This is a genomic window from Streptomyces sp. NPDC002851 (assembly GCF_053591935.1).
Map to the genome: position 1 here is coordinate 1 of NZ_JBSFUT010000041.1, position 22,816 is coordinate 22,816.

19 protein-coding genes and 4 pseudogenes are annotated in these 22,816 nt (G+C 68.7%); 14 read left to right on the top strand and 9 right to left on the bottom strand.

What is annotated here, in order from left to right:
- Nucleotides 1-155 precede the first annotated feature (155 nt).
- Nucleotides 156-455 carry a transposase family protein gene (locus ACWD10_RS31915; protein WP_451097209.1) on the bottom strand — a complete coding sequence of 100 codons (300 nt, stop codon included), beginning with the start codon at nt 453-455 and terminating at the stop codon, nt 156-158.
- 170 nt (nt 456-625) lie between these two features.
- Here ACWD10_RS31915 and ACWD10_RS31920 point away from each other — a divergent pair, with 170 nt between their 5' ends.
- Nucleotides 626-1,075 carry a transketolase-like TK C-terminal-containing protein gene (locus tag ACWD10_RS31920; RefSeq protein WP_451097148.1) on the top strand — a complete coding sequence of 150 codons (450 nt, stop codon included), beginning with the start codon at nt 626-628 and terminating at the stop codon, nt 1,073-1,075.
- Nucleotides 1,076-1,245: 170 nt separating this feature from the next.
- On the top strand, nt 1,246-2,586 hold the full coding sequence (locus tag ACWD10_RS31925; protein ID WP_451097149.1) for a serine hydrolase domain-containing protein: 1,341 nt from the start codon (nt 1,246-1,248) through the stop codon (nt 2,584-2,586).
- A gap of 20 nt (nt 2,587-2,606) precedes the next feature.
- Here the strand turns inward: ACWD10_RS31925 and ACWD10_RS31930 are convergent.
- Nucleotides 2,607-2,834 (bottom strand): annotated as a pseudogene (locus ACWD10_RS31930) (IS5/IS1182 family transposase); the annotation flags it as partial.
- Nucleotides 2,835-2,927: 93 nt separating this feature from the next.
- Between ACWD10_RS31930 and ACWD10_RS31935 the strand changes: the two are divergent.
- A pseudogene (locus tag ACWD10_RS31935) lies at nt 2,928-3,379 on the top strand (methyltransferase domain-containing protein); the annotation flags it as partial.
- On the opposite strand, the gene ACWD10_RS31940 reads toward ACWD10_RS31935, so the two are convergent.
- The 4 genes from ACWD10_RS31940 to ACWD10_RS31955 all read right to left on the bottom strand — a co-directional run bounded on the left by ACWD10_RS31940 (nt 3,376) and on the right by ACWD10_RS31955 (nt 6,228).
- Nucleotides 3,376-3,615, bottom strand: a complete 240-nt coding sequence (locus ACWD10_RS31940) for a hypothetical protein (protein ID WP_451097150.1) — start codon at nt 3,613-3,615, stop codon at nt 3,376-3,378. The pseudogene ACWD10_RS31935 and the gene ACWD10_RS31940 sit on opposite strands and share 4 nt — an antisense overlap.
- Before the next feature lie 342 nt (nt 3,616-3,957).
- Nucleotides 3,958-4,998, bottom strand: a complete 1,041-nt coding sequence (locus ACWD10_RS31945; RefSeq protein WP_451097151.1) for a hypothetical protein — start codon at nt 4,996-4,998, stop codon at nt 3,958-3,960.
- A 339-nt stretch (nt 4,999-5,337) separates the two neighbouring features.
- Entirely contained in the window at nt 5,338-5,856 is a 519-nt protein-coding gene (locus ACWD10_RS31950; protein WP_451097152.1) for a GNAT family N-acetyltransferase, read from the bottom strand.
- A 147-nt stretch (nt 5,857-6,003) separates the two neighbouring features.
- The gene (locus ACWD10_RS31955; RefSeq protein WP_451097153.1) at nt 6,004-6,228 is read right to left on the bottom strand and encodes a hypothetical protein; all 225 of its coding nucleotides are present in this window, start codon (nt 6,226-6,228) and stop codon (nt 6,004-6,006) included.
- A gap of 339 nt (nt 6,229-6,567) precedes the next feature.
- On the opposite strand from ACWD10_RS31955, the gene ACWD10_RS31960 reads away from it, so the two are divergent.
- The 6 genes from ACWD10_RS31960 to ACWD10_RS31985 all read left to right on the top strand — a co-directional run bounded on the left by ACWD10_RS31960 (nt 6,568) and on the right by ACWD10_RS31985 (nt 14,223).
- A complete protein-coding gene (locus ACWD10_RS31960; protein WP_451097210.1) occupies nt 6,568-9,132 on the top strand; it encodes a nitrate- and nitrite sensing domain-containing protein in 2,565 nt (854 codons plus the stop codon).
- Complete coding sequence (locus tag ACWD10_RS31965; RefSeq protein WP_451097154.1) at nt 9,129-9,545, top strand: roadblock/LC7 domain-containing protein; 417 nt, start codon at nt 9,129-9,131, stop codon at nt 9,543-9,545. The genes ACWD10_RS31960 and ACWD10_RS31965 overlap by 4 nt, the downstream gene beginning before the upstream one ends.
- 70 nt (nt 9,546-9,615) lie before the next feature.
- Entirely contained in the window at nt 9,616-10,836 is a 1,221-nt protein-coding gene (locus tag ACWD10_RS31970; protein WP_451097155.1) for an ABC transporter substrate-binding protein, read from the top strand.
- Nucleotides 10,836-12,770 (top strand): ABC transporter permease subunit, encoded by a 1,935-nt coding sequence (locus tag ACWD10_RS31975; RefSeq protein WP_451097156.1) that lies wholly within the window; start codon nt 10,836-10,838, stop codon nt 12,768-12,770. The genes ACWD10_RS31970 and ACWD10_RS31975 overlap by 1 nt, the downstream gene beginning before the upstream one ends.
- Complete coding sequence (locus ACWD10_RS31980) at nt 12,767-13,522, top strand: ABC transporter ATP-binding protein (protein WP_451097157.1); 756 nt, start codon at nt 12,767-12,769, stop codon at nt 13,520-13,522. The genes ACWD10_RS31975 and ACWD10_RS31980 overlap by 4 nt, the downstream gene beginning before the upstream one ends.
- Nucleotides 13,501-14,223 (top strand): ABC transporter ATP-binding protein, encoded by a 723-nt coding sequence (locus tag ACWD10_RS31985; protein ID WP_451097158.1) that lies wholly within the window; start codon nt 13,501-13,503, stop codon nt 14,221-14,223. The genes ACWD10_RS31980 and ACWD10_RS31985 overlap by 22 nt, the downstream gene beginning before the upstream one ends.
- A gap of 19 nt (nt 14,224-14,242) precedes the next feature.
- Here the strand turns inward: ACWD10_RS31985 and ACWD10_RS31990 are convergent, their stop codons facing one another.
- Nucleotides 14,243-15,481, bottom strand: coding sequence for a monooxygenase (locus ACWD10_RS31990; protein ID WP_451097159.1), 1,239 nt, complete (start codon nt 15,479-15,481; stop codon nt 14,243-14,245).
- Between the two features lie 336 nt (nt 15,482-15,817).
- Between ACWD10_RS31990 and ACWD10_RS31995 the strand changes: the two genes are divergently transcribed.
- Nucleotides 15,818-16,792 carry an SDR family NAD(P)-dependent oxidoreductase gene (locus ACWD10_RS31995; protein ID WP_451097160.1) on the top strand — a complete coding sequence of 325 codons (975 nt, stop codon included), beginning with the start codon at nt 15,818-15,820 and terminating at the stop codon, nt 16,790-16,792.
- 307 nt (nt 16,793-17,099) lie between these two features.
- Here ACWD10_RS31995 and ACWD10_RS32000 read toward each other — a convergent pair whose 3' ends face one another.
- Nucleotides 17,100-17,705 (bottom strand): hypothetical protein, encoded by a 606-nt coding sequence (locus ACWD10_RS32000; protein ID WP_451097161.1) that lies wholly within the window; start codon nt 17,703-17,705, stop codon nt 17,100-17,102.
- Between the two features lie 402 nt (nt 17,706-18,107).
- Between ACWD10_RS32000 and ACWD10_RS32005 the strand changes: the two genes are divergently transcribed.
- The 4 genes and pseudogenes from ACWD10_RS32005 to ACWD10_RS32020 form a co-directional block, all read left to right on the top strand.
- A complete protein-coding gene (locus ACWD10_RS32005) occupies nt 18,108-19,751 on the top strand; it encodes a helix-turn-helix domain-containing protein (protein WP_451097162.1) in 1,644 nt (547 codons plus the stop codon).
- A 43-nt stretch (nt 19,752-19,794) separates the two neighbouring features.
- Nucleotides 19,795-19,977, top strand: coding sequence for a hypothetical protein (locus ACWD10_RS32010; protein ID WP_451097163.1), 183 nt, complete (start codon nt 19,795-19,797; stop codon nt 19,975-19,977).
- A 160-nt stretch (nt 19,978-20,137) separates the two neighbouring features.
- Complete coding sequence (locus ACWD10_RS32015) at nt 20,138-20,806, top strand: hypothetical protein (protein WP_451097164.1); 669 nt, start codon at nt 20,138-20,140, stop codon at nt 20,804-20,806.
- Nucleotides 20,807-20,896: 90 nt separating this feature from the next.
- A pseudogene (locus tag ACWD10_RS32020) lies at nt 20,897-21,688 on the top strand (transposase); the annotation flags it as partial.
- Here ACWD10_RS32020 and ACWD10_RS32025 read toward each other — a convergent pair.
- Nucleotides 21,664-22,161 (bottom strand): annotated as a pseudogene (locus ACWD10_RS32025) (IS110 family transposase); the annotation flags it as partial. The pseudogenes ACWD10_RS32020 and ACWD10_RS32025 sit on opposite strands and share 25 nt — an antisense overlap.
- Between the last annotated feature and the right edge of the window lie 655 nt (nt 22,162-22,816).

A 22,816-nucleotide genomic window follows, 5' to 3' on the forward strand; every position in this document is an offset into this window, starting at 1 on the left:
TGCGGTCGGGCAACAGCGGCTCGATCCTGGCCCACTGCGCATCACTCAACGACACACCAGACCAACGATCTGATGATCCGAGAGAAACGGCCTAGAGGTGCCAGTGCTAACTGAGGAAAGACGAATACCCCGGCTGGGACGGGCCCACCGCATGCTCATTGGGGTGCGGGCTTCGAGGCCGACCAGCAATGTGGCGTAGGTGTGTCCTTTGAGCAGGGCGAATTCATCGATCCCGACTGCTCGGCGAATGTCACCGCGGAGCAGTCAGCAGCCAGGCACTTGAACCTTCGTATCAGCAGCGTGATCACGACAGGTATCCCACCCAACGGAGCATCCGCCAGGCTTCGTTCGTACCGACCGTGTACGCGAGTTGAACTCCTCCCACAGTGCGAACATCGCGCCGACGGCGTACGAGAACGCGTACGCAGGGCAACCCCGTCCGTGCACCGCTGCATGGACTCGATTTCCACTTCCGACAGATGCGGAAGAGCTGCCGCAAACCCCCTGAACTGCACACCGCACAAAACGATCAACCAGGCACCGCGTCACAAGATCAGCGACAGACCCCGTTCATCCGTACTTCGCTGAGCACTTCAACGAGTGCGCGGACAGGGCCCTGGCCCCGGTGGCGCACACGCTGTGGCACCGCTTCCTGTGCTACGACCCGGCCGACCCGCATGGGTTGGGCCGGTACCGCTTCGTTCTCTCCGGCGGCCGCGGCTCGGCCCTCCTCTACGCCCTGCTGCACCTGGCCCAGGTCAAGGACCCCGGCGGGCGGACCGGCCCGCGGCGGCTATGTCCTGCTCGACCCGGCGGAGGGCGACCCCTCGGTCCTGCTCATCGCCCCTGGCAGCGAGGCCCACCTCGCCCTGGAGGCCCACCACAAGTTGGCCGCCGAGCCGAGCAAAGCGTAACTCTGGGCTGGGAGCGCCATGTCGGCCCGCACGGCACGGTCATCGGCCTGGACACCTTCGGCACCTCCGGCCCGATGACGGCCGTCCTGCAGCGTCATGGCTTCACCGCCGACGCCGTGGTACGAGCGGCCCGGGACCAAGTCGCGGGAGTGCTGCGGTGATACCGCGGGCGGCGGGGTGGCCGTAGCAGCCGTGGGGAGGGCCGGAGCCTGACAAATGTCATCTCTTCCTGTGAGCAAGGTCGTTCCGAGGGGGGAGGGATGGCCGGTGCGGCGCATAGAGGATGTAAGGAGATATCTGCCCTGTACATCCGATGAGACGGGATCCGCCCATGCGCAACACCCACCTGAGCTCCCGCACCGACCTGCGGAGAGCACGCCTGGCCACCGTGGCATCGGTGGCCCTCCTCTCGCTCGCGGTCAGTGCGCTTCCGGCCGCGGCCACCGCCCCGGCATCGGACTTCGTTCCTGCGGCCTCATCCGCCGCCTCCACCACGTCCAAGCTCGACCGGGAGGCGTTGCGCGCCTCGCTCGAGGCGTTCCACAAGGCGGGGATGTACGGGGCCTATTCGTCGGTCAGGGACGGCTCGGAGCGGTGGCAGGGCTCGGCAGGCGTCGCCGACATCGACACCGGACGGCCGATGCGCCCCGACTACGAGCACCGGATCGGCAGCATCACCAAGACCTTCACGTCGGTGGCCGTCCTCCAGCAGGTGGCCAGGGGCCGGATCGACCTGGACGCCCCGATCGGCGACTACCTTCCGGAGCTGGTGCCGGGCGAGCGCGGCCGGAAGGTGACGGTGCGGATGCTGCTCAACCACACGAGCGGCATCGCGGACTACATACTGCCCGCCTTCCCCAAGCTGCTGACGGACCCGCGAAAGGCCCTGGACGAGGGCCAGTTCCGCAAGCTGGACCCCGAGGAGCTGGTCCGCCTCGGCCTGGCGGCCGAGCCGCAGGCCCCGCGCGGCACGCACGCGTACTCGAACACCAACTACCTCATCGCCGGGCTGCTGTTGGAGAAGGTCACGGGCCAGGACCCGGAGGCCTACATAACCAAGAACGTCATCCGCAAGGCGGGCCTCCGGCACACGTACTTCCCGCGCACCGCCCAGATCCCGGGGCCGCACGCCAAGATGTACGAGTCGTTCTACGGCACGATCGAACCGGCGCGTGACTACAGCGTCTACGACATGTCCTGGGCCGGGACCGCCGGTGCGATGGTCTCCACGACGAATGACCTCAACGACTTCTACCGCAAGCTCCTGGGCGGGAGGCTGCTCGGCGCGGCGGAGCTGCGGGAGATGAAGACGACGGTTCCCGCGTACGAGCCGGAGCCGGGCCAGGAGGTCGCGATGCGGTACGGCCTCGGCCTGTACACCCTGAAGATGCCCAGCGGTGGCTGGTACTGGGGCCACGACGGGGGCGTGTTCGGGGCGGGAACCTGGGCCCTGTCCACGGAGGACGGGCGGCGCCAGGCCACGATCGGCTACAACCTCATGAAGTACGAGCGGTTCGACGAAGACGGCAAGCCGCTGCCGAACCCGATCGGCGAGGCGCTGTTCGGATACATGGACGGAGCCCTGAGCGGCGCCCCGGCCGAGCGGGCCCCTGGCGCGCCGACGCTGCCCCAGCGGCTGGTCGCGCCCGAGCAGATGCATCGGCACAACTGACTCAGGTTCTGTCCGGTGAGTCATGTGCGGAGCCAGAGGCGGAGGGTGGCAACGGTAACTGTGCCCTGAAAGACATACGCTCGCTTGTCGAAGCGCATGGCCACCGCTCGGTGGATCTTCAACCGGTTGATCAGCCGCTCGCCTTCGTTCCTGCGGGCATAGCGCACCGGGTCGAAGCTGGTGGGTCTGCCGCCGTTGCTGCCACGGCGTCGGCGGCGGTCCTGCTGGTCGCGGCGCTCGGGGAGCGTCCGGGGTGCTGCGCGGGCCGGGTGCACTTGCCGGGCTTGCGCGGCGCCTGCTTGCGTGCGCCATCGGCATGCTGATGAGCACGGCACACGGTGGAGTCCACGTTCGACGATGTGGTCGCGTCGCTGGTGCTGCACTATCTGGAGGACTGGGGGCCGACGCTGGCCGAGATACGGCGAGTGCTCAGGCCTGGCGGCTGGCTGATCGCGTCGGTGGACCACCCTGTCGTGGCCTACACAATCGAGGATCCTCGGCCCGACTATTTCGCGACCACCAGTTATACCTTCGACTGGACGTTCAACGGGCAGGCCTTCCCCATGCGGTTCTGACGCAGGCCGTTGCACGCGATGACCGATGCCTTCACCACTGCTGGCTTCCGCCTCGCGTCATCAGCGAGCCGCAGCCCGACCCGGCCGCCCGTGAACTGTTCCCCGCCGGCTTCCGCGATCTTTCGACGAAACCCAACTTCCTTTTCTTCGTCGTCGAGGTACCGCCGTCGGCTACCTGCTCGGCGTCGCCTAGCCAGTCGCGGAGCACGAGAGTTTAGCCGGCGTCCGAGTTCAGAACATTGAGCGGACCGTTCCAGTTCCAGGGCAGGATGTTCGCCCGGTTGGCGAGACCGGCGCAGGTCGGCTCCGGCGGCATCTGGGGGGCGACGCCACCGGCGTTGTACTCGGCGTCGCCAGAAGCGATGTTGGCCGGTCCGTCCCAGTTCCAGGCGGCCCCGCGGGCGTCGTTGGCAACACCGCACTCGACCAGCTTGTCCAGGACCGAGGCGTCCACGGACGCGCCGGTCCCGCCACCCGCACCTGCCGCGAAGGCGGGGGGGCGGCGGTGCCGACAGAAGCAGTAAGGACCGCCGCGGCGATCAGGGACTTGCGAAACATGGTGAACTCCCCACTCTGCCATGAAAGTTATTCCGCCTGAGTAAGCGGATAAGTGATCAAATGGTTACGGCATCGCAGCCCTCGCCTCTGCGCCATATGAGGGGTCGGGGAGTCCGGAGGGATCGTACCGGTGCCGCTTTGCACGTCCGCCGTCACTCAAGGCTCATGTCCGACGCGGCAGCAGCGACCTGCGGCCTATGGCCATGTCTCATACGGCGTCGGTTGGCGTGCCCTTTAGTTATCCGTCCCGCAGCATCTCGGCCAGGGTGTCCTTGAATCGGACGTATGGCGCGATGGCGGCGGCACGCTTGTGGCGCATGGCCCGCAGTACCGATACCGCGTTGTCTGCGGTCGCCGGTGGCTGGACAAGAGAACGTGCTCTATCCACCACCGGTTCGACGAGGCACACATGGCGTTCTGCCTCGATCAGGTCGGCTTCCAGCAGGGCCTCGCGTGCGAAGGCGAGTTCTGGTGCGCGCAGAGCCAGCTCATCAACGGGCTCCGGCAGTGCCGCGATCAGCTCGTCGACGGCTTTGCGATACGCGCGGTACTCCAGGTGCATACTGCCGCTCAGAGGTACGGGTACCACGGTGGGGACCATCGTGGGGCGCACGGAGGTCGCGTAGTAGTCGGCGGGCAGCGCGGCTGCGTGGGCACGGGCGGCGGGAAAACCCTGTACGTATACGGTTGTCCGGGCGAGCAGGGCCGTGGCTTCAGGCCAGTCGCCGTCCTGCAGGGCCCGGCCGGCCTCGCGCAGAGCGAACGTGGCATAGACGTTGAACAGGACATGGATGTGGTGTCCGGTGATCCAGCGGGCCAGCCACATGTCCTCCGGCCGCCGCGGCGTGTGTGACGGGTCGTCTGCCTTCGACTCGGCTTCCGGCTCTCCGCCATCGCCCCCGTCGTCCGTCAGGTCCGCCTCGTCTCCGGCGAGGTCCAGCACCACTTGCCGCATCGCGGCTGTCTCGCGGGCGATATCGCTTCCCGCGATGGGAGCGTCGCGCAGGTCCACCAGCCCCCGGTGGATCACCTCGGCCGCCTGCCGGGCGGCCTGGCCGGCGGTGAGTTCCGCGGTGCGCACCCGGAAATAGCTCTGGACGGCGGACTTGGCCGGCAGCTCATGCGTGTCGGTCAGGGAGTCGGTGGCGGGCAGTGCGGTCAGCAGAGCGTTGGCGGCGTGGGTTGCCGCTCGCAGCGCCGACGTACGCCTATCGACCGTCCCGAACGCCGGTACGGCGGCGAGCCTGACCGCCAATCGGCCAGCCGCCGTCCGTGCCATGTCCGTCAGGCAGGGCATGCGATGCGGCCGCAGAGGCTCACAGAACACGGTCACCGGAGGAAGCCCTCCCGCCCCACGGCCACCGGCCATGCACTCGACCTCCTACCGAGTCGCGCTCTGCCTGGTCTCCTGAGCTTGACGCCCACCACTCGTTACCCGGGGCGCCGGAGCCCTAATCCCTGGGACGGGCGTGCGTTGGGTCGGCGAGCCGGGCAGCATGGCGGAGTGGCTGACCTGCTGTGGGATGACGTGAAGTGCTTCTTCGACGACATTGGCGCCCACCCTCACGCGATCTTCAGCCAGTCCGAAGTGGCCTTGGGTGCGGCACGGGGCGGAGGCTCAAAGGTCCTTTCGCATGAGAACGCACATGGTGTCGTGACGACGGATCAACCCGTCAGGTCCTTCCTCGTCCCAGGCATCCGGCTCGCGGTCGTACGCGACATAGCCCAGGCGCTCGTACAGGGCTTGAGCTCGAGGATTGTTCTCTTCCACGGCGAGTTCGGCCTTGCGCAGGCCGTGGTCCCTGATCCGCTGTTCGGCAGCTCGGATCAGCAGCGTTCCCAGGCCGCTGGACTGGAGCGCCGGAAACACGGCGAGCTGCCACAAGGTTCCGGCTTCCTCGGAGGCCTGATAGTCGATGCCGCCGATCGCCACCGGCAGATCCACGGGAGTGCAGACAGCCAGGTAGTCCACCTCACCCGCCGCAGCGCGCGCCAACTCTCGCTCTACGTGGCGCAGATGGGTGGCAGAGCCCGACCAGGTGCACGCGGGCAGATCCCGGGGAAGGAGGTCGCGCACCCTGACGGGGATGCCGATGGTGTGGGTGGAGCCGTCTTCAGTGATCACGGGCGGGAGCATGCCAACCGAAGGGACGGCACGACAACGCATTTCTCCCGCCCTGGCTCCGTGCGCTGACGGCGACCCGGCTCACGGTGGCCGGGTCCCAGCGCAGCCAGACACGGTCCCCGCGCTCACCTCACCCGGCTCCGCGTCACTCAGGTACCGCTAGAGCAGCCCGCCCACGACCGGAAGGATTCCTTGGTTGAGGTCGTTCGCATCCGCATCGAAGCCGATCTTCATGGGGTCGCTGTTTCCGGAGTTGGCCACATAGCTGGGCGAGCCCTGCTGGTCAGCCCGGTTGATCCCGTGATCCCCGGCTGCCGAGGCTGGGACGGCTGCGGTCAGGACGAGAGTCGCGGCGGCAAGCGCGGCGGCAGTGATGATCTTCATGACCAGTTCCAACGAGGCCCCGGGCATCAGGGTGCGCCGAGCTGCGGAGAATGGTGGAGCGGGACCAGGTTGGGCCAGACCTGTCCCGTCTCGATTGATGTGGCTCCGAGTCGGGGCCTGGGCTCTGACGATCATTGTCCGTAAAGGATTGATCAATCATGATCGCAGTGTGATGCGGATCACGATGTTGATCAGGCTTTTTCTAGCGCCAGACGGCCTTCCCCCCTCCTAACATCAACACGCGCTGCACGGGGGAACAAGGTCAACTCACCTACGCCACAGGCGAGTTGGCCTTCCTGCGCCGCACCCTTCGGACTTCCAACTGCAGTTCAGGTGTCGATGTTGTCATTACCCCTGCTCCGACCAAGCAAGGGGCGCAGTCAGGGTGCCCGCGCCGTAAGGATCTCGCGTCGTCTGATCCTGCTGGTAGCGGTGCCCCTCGCCGTAGCTGTCGCCTTCGCCGGGCGGGCCCTGGCCCCGTCGACTGGACAGGCCGTCCAGGCCGGCCAGCTCAAGACGGCGATTGAAGTCGCCCAAGCGGCCAGTGATCTGACGTACAGACTTCAGCGTGAACGCGCGGAAGCAGCGGCGCAGCTCACCTCTTCTGGGAGGCCCGGTGAGCGCTTCGGGGAGCTCACTCGGTCGACCGACGACAGCGTTGCCCGCTACCGGGAGAGACGCGCAGAGCTCTCCTCCATGCCATCCGCCACGAACGCGACTCTGGAAAGGATCGATAGATCCCTGGACAGGATCGATTCCCTGCGTGCCCATGTGCGCTCCGGGACCAGCTCCTTGTCTTCGGTGGCCTTCGGCTACCGCATCGCCATCGCCGACCTCATCTCCTTCCGCGACAGCATCGCGCAGGCCGACGGCGTGGACGCCAAGGTGGCCGACCAGATCCGAGCCGCCGCCGCCCTGTCGGAGGCGACCGAGCACATCGCCCAGCAGGAGGTCGCCGTCGTACGGGCGCTGTCCGACGGCGGTTTCACGCCCGCCTCACTGCAAACCTTCGAGGCGACCCGGCTCGGTTACACGGACGCGTACCGGACCGTCACCACACTCGGGCCCGCGCGGTGGCGCACCTGGATGGAACGCACCCTGTCCGGGCCGAAAGCGATGGCGGCCGAGAAAATCGCCGCCGAAGCCGCCCGCACCACCGCGGGGCAGAAGCTGACCATCAGCCGCGCTGCCTGGACCGACGCCATGGCCGACCGGCAGGAGCTGTTGCAGTCGGTGGTGGAGCGGGTGGACACCGACGTGCTCGGCACCGTCGCCGAGGACCGCACCCGCCTCATCTGGTGGGCGGTGTCCGAACTGGTCCTGGTCGTCCTCATGCTGGTGGGTGTCCTTCTTTTCGCCGTACGGCTTGGCCACAACCTGATCCGCAGGCTCCGGGATCTTCGTGATGCCGCGCACGAGGTGGCGCACAAGCGCCTGCCCGAGGAGGTGCGTAAGCTCTCCCGGCCCGGCTCCGTGGGACGGGCGGCCCCCGACGAGATCGCCCGCCAGGCGGGCACACCACTGGTGAACCTCGCCGACGACGAAATGGGTGAGGTGGGCCAGGCGTTCAACTCCGTGCACTACGCGGCCGTACGGCTTGCGGGCGAGCAGGCTCGGTCCCGAGATCGGTTCGCGGAGACCCTGGTGACCGTGGCCCGCCGCGGCGCACGCCTCAACTCGGTGCTCACCGCCCAGCTGAGCAGGGTGCAGCGCGACGAGTTGGACCCCAAGCGGATGGAGGCGCTGTTCGCGCTCGACCACCTGGCCATCCGTATGGAGCACAACGCCAACAACCTTCTGGTCCTCGGCGGTTCCGGTGGCGGCAAAGTCCGTCCCGCCGATGCGCCGTGCACCTCCGTGATCTACGCCGCGGCCCAGCAGATCGAGCATTACGGCAGGGTGACCCCCGGCCACGTCGAACCCTCGATCACCATCGCCGCACGTGTCGTCGACGACATCGCGCACCTGCTGGCCGAACTCCTCGACAACGCCACGCGGTTCTCACCCCCCGACACCCGGGTAGGCGTAGCCGCTTGGAGCCTGTGGGACCGGGCCGTGCTCCAGATCGTCGACGAAGGCATCGGCATACCGGATGAGCGCCGCTCGGAACTCAACGCCGAACTCGCCGCCCCGCAGAGCGACATCGGTGCCGTACGCACCATGGGCCTCCAGGTCGTCGGACTGCTCGCGGCCCGGCACGGCATCCTGGTCGAACTGCGCGAGTCCTCCGGGCCCGGAACGATCGTCGAGGTGGTTCTCCCGAAGGAGCTACTCGCCGAACCCGGCACGGACACCGTGGTGCCCGTGTCACCGCCACTCAGCGCCACGGGTCCGGCAGGTGCGCGGGACCACAGGGGGCCGAAGGAGAGCGACGCGGGCCCGGAACCCGAGCGTGCCCGCTCTCACGACGAGGCGAGCGGCGCCCCGGAGCCCACCGGAACGCCCCGTCCCATGATCCCGGTGCGGCCTGCGGGCACCGGTGGCCACCGGATCCCGGTCCTCCGCCCTCGCCCTGCGGAGCCCGCGGAGCAGGACCCGACGGTGCCGTCCCGACCTGGGGTCCGCACGGGCGAGCGTGCCCCAGGCGCTGCCGACCCTGTGCAGAGCAGGATCGCCGGAGTCAGCGCCTCCGGCCTGCCGATCCGCAAGCGGGCCACTCCCGCCGGTCCGACGCCCAGAACAGTGCCCCCGGTCCCGGCAGGGCACGACGCGGCGGAACGTTCCCGCGGAGTGCAACGCCGCCGGGACGCCCGTCAAGTCTCCGACGTCTTCTCGGCCTACGCCCAAGGCATCAGCCGCAGCACACGCCGCAGTTCCCCCGACCGCCAAGCCGACGGTGACCGTGCCACAGGCACGCAAACCCCTGATTCCCCCGACGACAACACCCAACGGAGCACGCGATGACCCATCCCGACCAAGCCGGTTCCCTGGGCTGGCTGCTCGACGACTTCGCCGGCCGCGTCCCCGAAGTCACCCATGCGCTCGCGGTCTCCGTCGACGGACTCGCCCTCGCCTTCACGGGCCTCGACCAGGACGACGCCGACCGTCTCGCCGCCATTTCCTCGGGACTGGTCAACCTGATGTCCGGCGCGGCGCAGTTACTGCGGAGCGACCCGGTGGAGCACAGCCTCACCGCGATGGACGGCGGCTACCTCTTCGCGATGGCGGTCTCCAGCGGCGCCTCCCTCATCGTCGTGACCACCCGGGAGGCCGACATCGGCGAGGTCAGCTACTCCATGGCGGAGCTGATCGACCAGGTCGGTGACGCCCTGTCCCCGCAGGTCCGCGATGTCAGCAGTCCGGAGCACGCCCACTGATCCGGCGGACACCGAGCCCCCGTCCATGACGCCCCCGTACCGCTCGTACCACCCCCTTGGAGAGCCTGTCATGAACAACGCCCTCACCGTCCGTCACTCCGGCCGCCCCAGAACGCGCACCGCCGGTGCCGCACTGCTTGCCCTCGCGGTCACCGCGGTCGCGGGTTGCAGCGGCAGCGCGGCCTCCGGCGGTGGCGACGACACCCTCAAGGTCGGCGTGCTTGTGTCGTTGTCGGGCACGTACGAGTCGGTCGGCAAGGACATGCGCGACGGCTTCCAGCTCTACCTGGACATGCACGGCAACAAGCTCGGCGGGCGCACGGTGGAACTGGCTGTGGGCGACGAGGGCGACGGGGCGCCGACCGCAGTGCCCGCCGCCAACAAGCTCATCAAGAAGGACGAGGTCGACGTGATCACCGGCGTCGTCGGGGGCGGCTCCTTCGCTGCCGTCCAGCCGCTGGTCACCAAGAACAAGGTGCCCCTGCTCGCCACCGGCGGCCGTCCGACCAAGACCGACGTGAAGTGGATCTGGAGCACCAGCTTCCTCTCCGAGGAGCCGGGCGAAGCCATCGCCCAGCACATCAAGGACGAGGTGGACGGCACCGTCTACGCGATAGGCCCCGACTACCAGGGCGGTCACGACGAGATGCGTGGCTTCACCGACGCCTTCGCCAAGGCCGACGGCAAGCTCGCCAACCCGGACGGCAAGACCACGTGGACGCCGTTCCCCAAGACCACCAACTTCACCCCGTACTTCAACGACATCGCCAAGACCGACGCCAAAGCCGTCTACTGCTTCTACGCAGGTAAGGCCGCGATCGACTTCGTGAAGCAGTACGAGCAGTCCGACGTGGCAGACCTTCCGCTGTACTCGCCCGGCTTCCTCACCGAGGGCGGCACCCTGCCCGCCCAGGGCGCGGCGGCCAAGGACATCTACTCCGTGCTCAACTACGCGGCCGACCTCGACAACGCGAGCAACCGTTCGTTCGCCGCCAACTGGACCGCCAAGCACGACCTGCCGCCCACCACCTACGCGATGTCCGGGTACGACGCCGCCGCGGTGCTCGACAAGGCCGTCGCGGACCTCGCCAAGGACGGCAAGGAGGTCACTTCCGAGACCATCAACGAGGCCATCGACAACCTCGGGCAGATCGACAGTCCGCGCGGCCCCTGGGAGTTCAGCAAGACCACCCACTCGCCGGTGCAGAAGTGGTACCTGCGCCAAGTGAAGCGGGACGGCAAGGAATTGGCGAACGTCGTCGTCCAGGACCTGGCGACACTCGGCAGCTGATGGGCATCCTCGATGCACAGCTGGTCCCCGCGGTCGACGGCGTCGCCTACGGTCTGCTTCTGTTCGTGGTATCCGCTGGACTGAGCCTGGCCTTCGGCACCGCGGGCGTACTGAACCTCGCGCACGGCACGCTGTACGCGATCGGTGCCGCCACGGGTGCCGAACTGAGCGACGGCACCTGGGGCGGGCTGCTGCTCGGCCTCCTCGCGGGAACGGCGGCGGCGGGCGGAGCGGGGGCGCTCCTTTCCGTCGCCGCCGAACCTCTTGCCCGGCGCGGCCATCTCGCCCAGGCGCTGCTGACCTTCGGGCTCGCCCTGATCGGCGGCAACCTGCTCACCGCGGTCTTCGGCTCCGACGAACTGCCGGTACGGGTACCGGGGACCCTTGACACCTCGGTGTCCCTGCTCGGACACAGGTACCCGGCCTACCGCCTGGTGTTCATCGTGCTGGCCGTGCTGCTCGCCGCCTTCGGCACCTGGGTGCTCACCCGCACCCGCGCGGGCGCGGCGGTGCGCGCTGCCGCCGACGACCCGCAGATGCTCGCGGCGACCGGCATCAGCCCCCGGGTCGTACACACCGGTGTGCTCACGGCAGCCGCGGCGCTGGCCGGTGCGGCCGGCGTGCTCGGGGCACCGATCATCGGCCCGGGCCCCGGTACCGCGGAGAACGTGCTGATGCTGTCGCTGGTGGTCGTCGTCCTCGGCGGGCTGCGGTCACTGTGGGGCACCTTCCTCGCGGCGATCGCGGTCGGCGAGGTGCAGACCCTGGGCGTCTCGGTCGCCCCCGACCTGGCTCCCTACCTCCTCATGGCCGCGATGGCGGGCGCGCTGATCCTGCGCCCGCAGCGCGCGGCTCCGGCACCGGAGCCGACGCACCCCGAGCCGATGCCCGCACGCCGAACACCCTGGGCAGCGACCAAGGACCGGCCCGCCGCGGCCCTGTCACGGATCCTGGACCGCACGCCCGCACCCGTGCGCCTGCTCACGCCCCTGGCGCTGCTGCTCGCCCTGCTCGCGGCCGCGCCCTGGATCGTGGACGCCCACACCCTCTCGTTGGCCGGCTATGCCCTGGCCCTCGGCCTGGTCGCCGTCAGCTCCACCGTCCTGACGGGCTACGCGGGCCTTCCGGTGCTCGGCCAGACGGCACCCTTCGCCGTCGGCGCGTACGTCACCGCGATCGCCGCCGACGAAGGCTTGACGACTGTGGGCCCGGTACAACTTGCCCTGGCCGGCGGCGCCGCGGCCCTGTTCGCACTCATCACGGGCCCCGCGGTGATCCGGGCCCGGGGCACCACTGTCCTGATGATCACCCTCGCGGTCGGCGAGCTGACGCACACCGCCGTCGTTCAGATGACGTCCGTCACCGGCGGAACCGACGGCTTCTTCGGCTTCCCCCCGACACGTCCGCTGTGGGGGGTTAAGGCCCTGAGCGGCGAAGTGGTCACGTACCACTACGTGCTCGCCGCAGCCACCGTCGTCCTCGTCACCACGGTGCTCGTACTGCGTTGCCGGGCGGGGCATTTGCTCACCGGCACCCGCAGCGCCGAGGCACGGATGCGCGCGAGCGGCCACCCGGTGTCCCGCTATCTGCTGCTCGCCTACATCGGCGGCGGCGCCCTCGCGGGCATCGGCGGATTTCTGCTCGTGGTCGCGCAGAGTTACGTCTCGCCCGCGGACGTCGGCTTCGAGATCGCCGCCCTGGCGATGCTCGCCGCCGTCATCGGCGGCACCACCTCCGTCGTGGGCACCCTGCTCGGAGTCGCGCTGATCGTGGGCACCCGCGACTGGCTGTCCGGCGCCTGGCCCGGGCACGGTCCGCTGCTCCTCGGCGTGCTCTTCGTCCTGTCCGTCTACCTGCTCCCGCGCGGCCTTGCCGGAATCCGGATACCGGGCGTGCATGCCCGGACGGCCCCGTCCCAGGAGGCCGTCTCATGACCGACCGCGACACCTTGCCCTCGGTGCTCGTCCTGGACGGGCTGACCCGGCGGTACGGCAGCCTGACCGCACTCGACGGTTTCGGCCTGCGGCTGCCCGCCGGGGCACGGCACGCCGTCATCGGCCCCAACGGCGCAGGAAAGACCACCCTGCTCAACCTGGTCGCGGGCACGGAACGCCCCGACCACGGCACGATGGTGCTCGGCGGGCGCGACCTCACCCGTATCCCGCCCGCGCGTCGGGCGCGGTACGGAATCGCGCGCAGCTTCCAGCAGCCTTCCGCCATCGGCGAGTTGACGGTGCTCGACAACATCGTCCTGGCCGCCTGGCGCCACTACCCCCGGCGCGAGCGCGTCTCGGCCGCGGGTGAGCAGCTCGCGGCCGTGGGCCTGGGCGATCTGGCGCACCGCCTGGCCTCCGAGCTGTCGCACGGCCAGCGCCGACTGCTCGATCTGGCGGCGGCGCTGGTCTGCCGCCCCCGCCTGCTGCTCCTCGACGAGCCCGCCGCCGGACTCACCGACCGTGACATCGGGCGGCTGCTCGACGTACTAGGACAGCTCTCTGAGGACGTCGCGATGCTCCTCGTCGAACACCACACCGGGGTGGTCACGCACCTGGCCGACACGGTCACCGTGCTCAAGGACGGGAAGGACCTGCTCACGGCGCCCACCGACGTGGCCCTCAACCACCCGGCCGTGCGCGAGGCCTACCTGGGAAAGGGAACCGACCCATGCTCCACATCAGCGGGCTGACCGCGGGTTACCACGGCGGCACCGTGCTGCACGGAGTCGACCTCGAGGTACCGCGCGGGACCGTACACGCCGTCGTCGGGCACAACGGAGCGGGCAAGAGCACCCTCGTGCACACCATCGCGGGGCTGCTGCGCCCCACCTCGGGGACGGTCCGTCTGAACGCCGTCGACCTGACGGGCCGCCGGGCGCACCAGGTGGCGCGGGCGGGCGTCGGCCTTGTCCCGCAGGGCCGCCGGGTCTTCGCAGGGCTGACCGTCGCCGAGCACCTGCGGTTGGCCCACCGGCCGCCCGCGAAGTCATCGCACCAGGGCACGGCCTGGACGCCGGAGAGGGTGCTCGGCCTGCTGCCCCGTCTCGCCGAGCGACGGACCAACCGGGGCTCGGAACTCTCCGGTGGCGAGCAGCAGATGCTGGCCCTGGCCCGGGCACTGCTCGGCACCCCGCGGGTCCTGCTGCTCGACGAGCCGACGGAGGGCCTTGCACCCGTAATCGCCGAGCAGATCCAGGAGTTGATCCGCGGGCTCGCCGACGAGGGGGTCGCCTCGCTGCTCATGTCGCCGAGCGGGGCACTGGCCCGCGCCTGCGCGGACACGGTCACGGTCCTCACCGCGGGTGTGGTCGCCGCCCGGTTCGACGGCGACGAGGTCCGCGCCGATCCTGCTGCTCTCCACCGGGCTCTCGCCCTGGCATCCACGGCGTGACCGGGCCGCGCCCTCGTCCTCACGTATGGTCAGCGTCCTTCTTGAGCGCGTGGCCGCCGTAGCCGCTGTTACGCTCCGAGCCGCCGTTCTGCTCCATCCACCAGGCCTGGAAATCCGGGGTGCGCATGGTCGCCCAATCCGGGGTGTCGACGACCTGGACCTGTCCGAACCTGCGGCCCAGGTCGACCATCGAGGCACCCAGCGCGGTCCGGCCGACGTCGTACGCCGCGGCGGCCGCCGCCCAGTCGTCGTGTGCCCGCCAGGCGTTCTCCAGGACCAGGGCATCCTGCAGCGCCTTGACCGCCCCGCCGCCGGTGTGCGGCCGGGCGACGGTTGCGGCGTCCCCGGCGAGGGCGAGCCGGCCGCTGGCGTAGTGCGGCACCTCGAGGTCGTAAATGGGCTGGATGAAGGACTCCTCGCGCGGGGTACGCAGCACGCACTCGGCCCAGTAGGGCGGGAAGTGCTTACGCACCAGATCCCGTGCGAACTCGTCGAGTTCGGCGCTGAGCCTGCCCGGCGGCAGCGAGGTGGGCGTCTGCAAGTTCAGCGGGAGGGCCAAGTGCTCGGGCGGGGTGGTGTAAAGCACCCAGTTGACCCGCATGCCGCCCGCGCCGTCCGGTATTCGGTAGATCACGCAGTGACCGCCGGGGAAGACCACCGTACGCAAGTCCGTCCAGGCGAGGTCCGAGGAGCCGCACTCGGGCGCACCCTGCAAGGCGCCGCGCCAGCCGAGGTACCCCGCATACGTGGGCCGGAGGCCGGGGAACATGGTGTCCCTGACGACGGAGCGGTAGCCGTCGGCGCCGATGACGACATCAAAGCGCTCCCGCCCGCCAGCGGTGAAGTCGACCGTCACGCCCTCGGCGTCCTCCTCCACGGCCGCGACGCCGACGCCAGAGCGGTACTCGACCTCGGCGGGCACACGGCTGCGCAGCTCGCTCCACAGCGAACCCCAGGAGTACGCGCGGAAGGGGAAGTCCTGCACGCCGACAGCTCGGCCGAGTTCCGAGTCGCCGTCCCGCACCGTCCAGACGCGCTGGTCGAGCGGGCTCCACGGGATGTCGGCGTCCACATACCCCGCGGCTTCCAACTCGGCGAAACGGTGACGGTGCAGACTCACACCCACCCCTCGTTCCTGGAGCCGACCGGCGGCCCGCTCCAGGATGGTGACCCTTTCGGCGCCACCACGTAACGCAGCCAGGGCTGTTGCGCAGCCCGCAATGCTGCCACCGACGACCGCGACGTTGCCACCAAACATTCCGGCCTCTCCCTCGGGCACCTCTCCGGCACTCCCGTGTCAGCGGTCCCGACTGATCGCGGGCGCCCCCAGAGTGCCCGTCCATCCCATCATGATCAGGCAGTGCCGTGGAGAAGGGGGCGATGGTTCGAGGTGAGGTTCTCCCAGGGATCCAGGGGATGTTGACGGTGAGTCAGATGGGGCGGTCCTGCGCGGCGGCTCACACCGCCGGCCACCGGGAGGATGGCATCACCCTCCCGGTGGCCGGAAGACGGGACGAAGCGTGGGGTCCAGCATCGACGTGCCGTCTGACCACCGTCGAGCTACGGTCGTAGGTATCCGATGTGAGGAGCGACCGTGGAGCGCGTTCTGATCACTGGTGCCACCGGCACCGTCGGGAATTTACTGGCCCGCCGGCTCGCCGAGCGTGGATCCCAGGTAAGGGCGCTGGTGCGCTCGCCGGAGCGGGCTGCGCGGGCACTGCCCGCCACCGTGGAGACGGTCGCGGGGGATATCACGGACGCAGCCTCCGTCCAGACGGCGGTCAAAGGCTGTGACACAGTCTTCCACACCGCGGGGCTGCCGGAGCAGTGGCTGGCGGACCCCGACGCGTTCGAGCGGGTCAACCGCGATGGAACCCGCCACGTGGCCGAGGCGGCCCTGGCGGAGGGCGTCGCCTGTTTCGTCCATACCAGCACCATCGACGTCTTCGAGAAATCCCCAGGCCGACCGTTCGACGAGACGCAGCTGGAGCAGAAGCCGCTCGCCTCGCGGTACCAGCGCTCCAAGCAGGCTGCTGACCGGCTGGTGACCGAGGCACTCGCTCGCGGCTTGCCCGCCCGGTTCGTCCACCCGTCCGCGGTGTACGGACCCGGCCCCGCCTCGCCGACGGGAACCAACGTGCTCCTGGTCAATCTGGCTCGCAACCAGGTGCCCGTACTGCCGCCCGGCGGCATGCCCCTCGTGCTGACCGAGGACCTCACCGTAGGCCAACTCCTTGCGGCGCAGGCGCCGGTAGGGTCCCGCTGGATCCTCTCCGACCGGTACCTGACCATGCGGGAGATCGCTGAGCAGGTGCACGCGCTGGTACCACGGGCCAAGGTCCCCGGCGTCATGCCGACCCCTGTCGCCACGGTCCTCGCCGCTGCCGGTGAGGCACTGGCCCGTGTCACCCACCGTCCGCCCATGCTCGCCTCCGGCGAGCTGGGCTTCCTGGGTTCCCACTGCCTCCCCGACGCTCACCGCGCCCGCCAGGAGCTCGGCTGGACCACCACCCCGCCCGCCGAAGGCTTCGAACGCACACTGGAGCACTTCGGCGGGCTGCCCAGGTAACACCGCGCAGGGCCGGAGATGAAGGGCTCTGGAAGCCCCAGAACGGATTCCTCGACCCCAGCCCGGAATCAAGTTCGAGGGCGACCGGAGTTCGAGCCCGAGTCGCTGCACGAGGACAAGCGCAAGTCCCTGGAGCTGTTCATCAAGGAAGTCGTACCGGCTTTCCAGTGACCTTCCAATGAACCGATACGCTCCCGCAAAGCCAGTGTCAGGAAGGTGGTCCAGGCACAGGAAGACGCTCGGCTGGGATACCCCAGCCGTGCGCAGGGGGAGTCTCGGGCACTGTCCAGATTTCAGGACAGGCTCATCAGTCGGTCCACCAGTAGCGCTTGACGCCGCCGACCTTGCTGGTCTTGTTGCCGATGTTGGCGCACCAGACGTTGCCGTTGGTCTTGGCGCACGCCCGCATCCAGCGGTTCTTCACCGTCTTGCTGCTGTGGATGTACCGCTTGCTGGTGACGTACTGCGGGTCCCGGCTGGTGGTCTTCAGGGTCGTGTGCCCGCAAGCCTTCCAGGTCTTGCCCTTGTCGTGGCTGATGTCGACCCAGACCTTGTCTCCCTTGCGGGCGAACGCCAGCTTGGCCGCCGAGCGGTCCTTGTTCCGGCCGGTAGCCAGGTAGAGCTGCCGCCCGTACTTGTTGGTGTAACCGTTGTTGTACTTGGACGTGTTCACGCCCTTACGCGTCACGTACTCGGGGAAGCCGAAGCTGCTGTAGGACCTGTACGTGCACTTCGACGACGCCATGGTCGTCAGCTCGTCCGTGCCCGTATCCGCAGTCTGGGCTGCCGCGGCCTTGGGTTTGCCGTCCTTGGCGTCCTGGCCGCCACTGCTCGTGGTCCCGGACGAACAGGCGGAGAGCACCATGACGGCTGCGGCGGTGGCCGCGGTGAGCATGGGCAGGCGACGCTTCATTCTCGATCCCCCGATGGGTGTGGTGGGCGCACCCCGTGATACGCCCGATGCGGCAAGTGTTCGTCGTTCGTGCCGGACACACGTTCTGGAGTGCTCCCCGTCCCGGTGTCCGAAGGTATGCGTGCCGGTGGGTCGACCGGCACACGGCGTACCGCACGCATGTGAACGGTCAGCGTGCGGACCGGTGTGACGCTGACGCGTCATGTCGGCGAGACCAACTGTGCTGTTCCGCCCCGGCCGAGGGCCAGTGATCTGGCGTTCCAAGTCGGCGTGGGACGCACGCACCCCCGCTGGCCTGGGGTGTTGCAAGACGAATGGGACGCGCGTGGAATGCTGAGACGGTAGTCGGAGGCAGACGTCACGGGGGTGGAGGGCTTGGACGGGCCAGAGGGATCCCAGGAGTTGGCCAGTGTTCTGGCGAGGCTGAAGGAGCGCAGTGGCCTCAGCTACCAGGAGCTGGGGCGGCGAGTCTTCACGAGCAGTTCCACCCTTCACCGCTACTGCAACGGCAAGGGGACGCCCGGGGACTACGACCTCGTCGTCCGTATCGCCAAGGAGTGCGGAGCCGACGCGGACGAACTCAACAAGCTCCTACGATGCTGGAGGGTTGCGACGGGGCAGGGGCAAGATCCCGGTTCGGCGTCTGCCGCGGTGGATCTCGCCCCGACTCCCATCGGCAGCACCACCTTCGCCGGAGAGCCCGTCAGCGCCGCTACCGATGGTCCGACAACGAGGCGACGTCCCCTGGGCATGAGGTTCGTCCTCGCCGCCGTCATGTCGCTCGTCGTTCTCTGCACCACCGTCGCAAGCGCCCCGTACGAGGCCGCAACGCCGGCCGTGCCGGCGCCGGTCGCCTCGACGAGCTGGGCACAGACACCGAGGCCCGTCGATCCGGAGCTGTTCGGCGTGACGATGAACAGCTCCAGCGGGGCTATGCCCTCCTTCCGGACCGGCGCGCTGAGGCTGTGGGACAGCCAGACCCGCTGGGCCCAAGTGGAACCCGCACGCGGGGAGTACGACTGGTCCACGCTCGACCGGCTCCTCGATGGCGCCGAACGGGAGGGCCTGCCCACGTTGTTCGTCTTCGGCGGTACGCCCGCCTGGGCTGCCCCGGACGCACGGAAGGCCGCGTATCCGGACGGTTCCCGGGCGGCGCCGCCGGACGATCTCGACGACTGGGACGCGTTCGTGCGCGCTCTCGTACGGCATGCGGGCGCCCGTATCGATGCGTACGAACTGTGGGTCATGGCGAACCACGAGCACCACTACAACGGCAGCGTCACGACACTCGTCGAGATGACCCGGCGGGCAAGCCGCATCATTCGGGAGGCCGACAGGGACGCGACCGTGGTGTGCCCCTCGATCACCGAGCTGTGGGCAGCCGAGGCCCACGAGTACCTGCTGCGGTTCGCCGAGTCGGGCGGTTACCAGTACTGCGATGCAGCGGGGATCAAGCTGTACCAGCGTCGGATCAACGACCCACCGGAGACCATGCTCGAGGCAGTGCGCAATGTCGATCAGACGTTCCAGCGGGCGGGGTACCACCTGCCGCTGTGGAGCACCGGCACCACGCAGACCCTGCCGCTGAACGATCCACTGGAGGAAGAAAGAGCAGCCGACCATGCGGTCCGCTTCTACCTGACGGGCCTGTACGCCCGGAACCGGAACCTGGAGCGCATGTACTTCTACGCATGGGGCAACGGCAAGATACCTCTCGTCCTCCAAGCCGAGGGCCAACCCCCCACCAAGGCTGGCCTGTTCGTCGCCCGCCTCCAGCAGTGGTTGGCCCACGCAGACCTCCGCTCCTGCGGCCACGGCCTCCAGATCGCCCTGCCCGAGAACGTCTGGCAGTGCGAATTCCTCATCCCTGATGAACGAGGCACCCTCCGCACGGCCCGCATCCGCTGGACCCACGCAGGCACAGCCGACACCCGCGCCGGTGCCGGCGCCCGTAAGGTCGAGTACCTGGACAGCACCGCGCGCGAAGTCGAGCACCGGGACACGGTGCGTGTCACGGAACGACCGATACTGATCCGGTACAGCTGAGAGGTCGTTCTCTCCGGGTGTTTCATAGTGGAATCTGCGGTTGATGCCGGCCTGCGAGGTCGCGCCAGGAGATGTCGAAGGCCCTGCGTGCCGCGAGGCACGTGCCGAACTACTGTGGGCCGCCCTGCACGGGCTCTCCGCCCTGTCCGCGACCGGCCGCATCCCAGCGGACGGCGAGAGGGTGCGGTTGGATCTGCTCATCGACAGGATCGCGCTGAGCGACTAGGGCCTGTTCGGAGTTGTGATCACATTGGGTGGGGGCTGAGGATCCAGGTGATCGAATCCGGCAGCTGGAGCGCCACCAGATAGCTGCCCGGCGTCTTGCCGTACCGGGTGGCGAATTTCTTGGCGACCATGGGGTATCGGTGAGCACGATGGGGAGTCCAGTGGACTGGCGTTACGACGAGGCGTTGACAGCGCAGGTCCAGCGGATGGACCGGGCGCAGCGGCATCAGGCCGTGTTCCTCGCGCTGCGGCGGCTGCAGGCGCCTCTTCTGGACATTGAGATGCCCAGGGATTGGGGAGTCGACCCGGCAGTGGTCGATTCCCTGCTCCGCTGTGGTGCGGCGCGGCTGGATGGCGAGCCCGACGACGCGTTCCATCAGGCCATCGCTCGACTGAGCCGTGCACCGCTGTTCGAGTCTGAGGTCGATCCAGAACTCGCCGAAAGCTTCCAACTGGAGGCGATCGGTGGGTGGATCTTGATGGGGGAAGCCTTGGGTGAGATGAGCGAGGTCCAGACTGAGAGAATCATCATTCTCGCCCGGGAACAGGCCGATTACCTCGACCGGTGCATTGACAGCACGCTGCTGGTGGTGGCGGAGGAAGGACTGCGCGAGGACTATCTCGCGAATGTCGGAAGCCGCCTCCGCGCTTACAGCCTGGGGTACTTTGCCACCAGGAACCTTGAAGTCGAGGGGCGGTGCCATGCGGCCATCCTGGCCGCTTCTGCTGGTGACGATCTGCTCTCCTCTGAGGCGGGGCGTGAGCTGCTGAACAGATGTGACAACTACAGCAGTGAGATGGTCTCAGCCCTGAGGGCCTTCCCGACATAGTCGACAGGGCCACCCAGGGTCTGTTCAAAGCCGTGATCTCGGTCCGGTGATCGCTTCTGGCAGCCACGATCGAACTGGTAGATCTCTCGTGTGCCGCGACGCGAACTGACTGATGATGACTGGGAGTTGCTCAGTCATCACCTGCCGATCGGGCAGTATGGACCCTATCCAGAGCACCTGCGCGACCAGTTGGAAGGGATCATCTGGCGGTTCCGTACCGGCAGCCCGTGGCGGGACGTGCCCGAGGAGTTCGGCTCCTGGTCCACGGTCTACGACCGGTTCGCCCAGTGGCGCGACGCCGGGGGTGTTCGCTGCCGTGATGGAAGCCGTGATCGCGGAGGCCGCCCGTTGCGGGCAGGCAGACTTGTCGCTGGTCAGCGTGGACTCCACCACCGCCCGCGCCCACCAGGATGCGGCTGGCATGGTCGTGGATGAAGAGGTTCTTGTCGCCCTTGAGAAGGCCGCCGCGGCCAAAAAGGGGGCACACGAAAGGCGCGAAAGCGTCTGGCTGCGGCCGAGGAGGCCGAGCCCGATCCGGAGCGCGAGGAGCACCGCCGGCAGCGGCGCCGGCGACGGGCGCGATCGAAGGCGGCAGCCCTGGGCCGCTCCCGTGGCGGCCTGACCTGCAACGTTCACCTGTCGGCTGACCGACGCTGCCGTCCGCTGCCGTTCGTGGTCACCCCTGGGAAGGCTGCCGATAGCCCGCAGTTCTCCGCCGTGCTGGCCGGGGTGCGGGTGCGCGGACCGGCCGGACGCCCGCGCACCCGGCCCGGCGCCGTGGCAGGCGACAAGGCGTACTCCTCCCGAGCCAACCGCGCCCACCTGCGAGGACGGAAGAGCAAGGCAGTGATCCCAGAGAAATACTCGCGCAAGAGCGAGCGGAGCTGGTTGGCGATCATCTGCCGATTCCACGTGGCGTCCTGCTGGGCTCGGGCGAGGACGGCGATCGCGCGGGCCAGGTCCGTGTCCTGCGGCAGCGGACGGTGGGCGTGCATGTCGGTCCGGAGGATGTTCGCCAGCACCAGGGCGTCACCAGGGTCGGACTTCTTTCGCGAGACGCTGTGCCGGTCGCGATAGCGGGCCGCCGCCATGGGGTTGATCGCAAACACCTGCCGTTTGCCGGTCCGCAGCACAGCCACGAGAAGGCCGCGGGAGGTCTCGATCGCTACCGGGATCGGGTTCTCCTTGGTGTCACCGTGCTCGGCGAGTAGGTTCAGCAGGATCTTGTATCCGGCCGCGTCGTCGGTGATGTGCCGCTTAGCGACGAGCTGGCCGGTGTCGTCGACGAGGGCGACGTCGTGGCTGCGTTCCGCCCAGTCGATACCGCAGTAGATCAAGGTTGGTTCCCTCCCCATGGTGCAGGTTTGTGCTGGTCACGAGCTCATGCGGGACCACGCGGCGCCCTAATCCCAAGCCTCAGCCACACCGGGCTGGGCCGACACCTCGGTAGCCGTTCGTGGCACCAGCTCGACCTCACGGGCCCCGGTCTAGGAGGGAGCTCAAGGCGGCTCGGGTCCATCAAGGAGTCACCGTGCGGCGGGCTCGCACCACCAACACCAACGAGGGATCAAGCTCTGGGTGTTGACGCTCGCCGGTCCTGGGCAGTGCCGCACTCCGGAGAGGCTTCGAGGCCCGGGAAGCAAAAGACATCCGCCCAGCACCGACGAGAACCAACAACCATCGCTGTGGTGGCCGCGAGGGCGCCGGACGCTGCACGGTCTGTAAGAAGGCATCGAGCGCCCGGTATCCGATGGGCATCCGCCCGGCGCCCACGCGACCGCCACCACCATGAGCATCAGGACCGCGCACCGATCTACGGGGAGGCATCGGATGCCCGGGTGGTCGTGAGTGCCACGGCCCCGCTGCTCGAACAGCCTGTAACGAACTCTGATCTCGTCCGGCACTGTCTTACCTACGGATTAGGTACCCGAGGGGTCTTCAGGCACGTACGGCATGCGCGTATGTGTTGTGGGAGCGCCGTACGGCGCCCGGTTGAAGGCGACAGCTGCG

What these genes read in the sequence shown, in the direction of transcription:
- ACWD10_RS31915 (WP_451097209.1), bottom strand. Translation starts at nt 455, where the DNA reads ATGCAGCGGTGCACGGACGGGGTTGCCCTGCGTACGCGTTCTCGTACG.
- ACWD10_RS31925 (WP_451097149.1), top strand. Translation starts at nt 1,246, where the DNA reads ATGCGCAACACCCACCTGAGCTCCCGCACCGACCTGCGGAGAGCACGC.
- ACWD10_RS31945 (WP_451097151.1), bottom strand. Translation starts at nt 4,998, where the DNA reads ATGGCACGGACGGCGGCTGGCCGATTGGCGGTCAGGCTCGCCGCCGTA.
- ACWD10_RS31950 (WP_451097152.1), bottom strand. Translation starts at nt 5,856, where the DNA reads ATGCTCCCGCCCGTGATCACTGAAGACGGCTCCACCCACACCATCGGC.
- ACWD10_RS31955 (WP_451097153.1), bottom strand. Translation starts at nt 6,228, where the DNA reads ATGAAGATCATCACTGCCGCCGCGCTTGCCGCCGCGACTCTCGTCCTG.
- ACWD10_RS31960 (WP_451097210.1), top strand. Translation starts at nt 6,568, where the DNA reads ATGTTGTCATTACCCCTGCTCCGACCAAGCAAGGGGCGCAGTCAGGGT.
- ACWD10_RS31965 (WP_451097154.1), top strand. Translation starts at nt 9,129, where the DNA reads ATGACCCATCCCGACCAAGCCGGTTCCCTGGGCTGGCTGCTCGACGAC.
- ACWD10_RS31970 (WP_451097155.1), top strand. Translation starts at nt 9,616, where the DNA reads ATGAACAACGCCCTCACCGTCCGTCACTCCGGCCGCCCCAGAACGCGC.
- ACWD10_RS31975 (WP_451097156.1), top strand. Translation starts at nt 10,836, where the DNA reads ATGGGCATCCTCGATGCACAGCTGGTCCCCGCGGTCGACGGCGTCGCC.
- ACWD10_RS31980 (WP_451097157.1), top strand. Translation starts at nt 12,767, where the DNA reads ATGACCGACCGCGACACCTTGCCCTCGGTGCTCGTCCTGGACGGGCTG.
- ACWD10_RS31985 (WP_451097158.1), top strand. Translation starts at nt 13,501, where the DNA reads ATGCTCCACATCAGCGGGCTGACCGCGGGTTACCACGGCGGCACCGTG.
- ACWD10_RS31990 (WP_451097159.1), bottom strand. Translation starts at nt 15,481, where the DNA reads ATGTTTGGTGGCAACGTCGCGGTCGTCGGTGGCAGCATTGCGGGCTGC.
- ACWD10_RS32000 (WP_451097161.1), bottom strand. Translation starts at nt 17,705, where the DNA reads ATGAAGCGTCGCCTGCCCATGCTCACCGCGGCCACCGCCGCAGCCGTC.
- ACWD10_RS32010 (WP_451097163.1), top strand. Translation starts at nt 19,795, where the DNA reads ATGCCGGCCTGCGAGGTCGCGCCAGGAGATGTCGAAGGCCCTGCGTGC.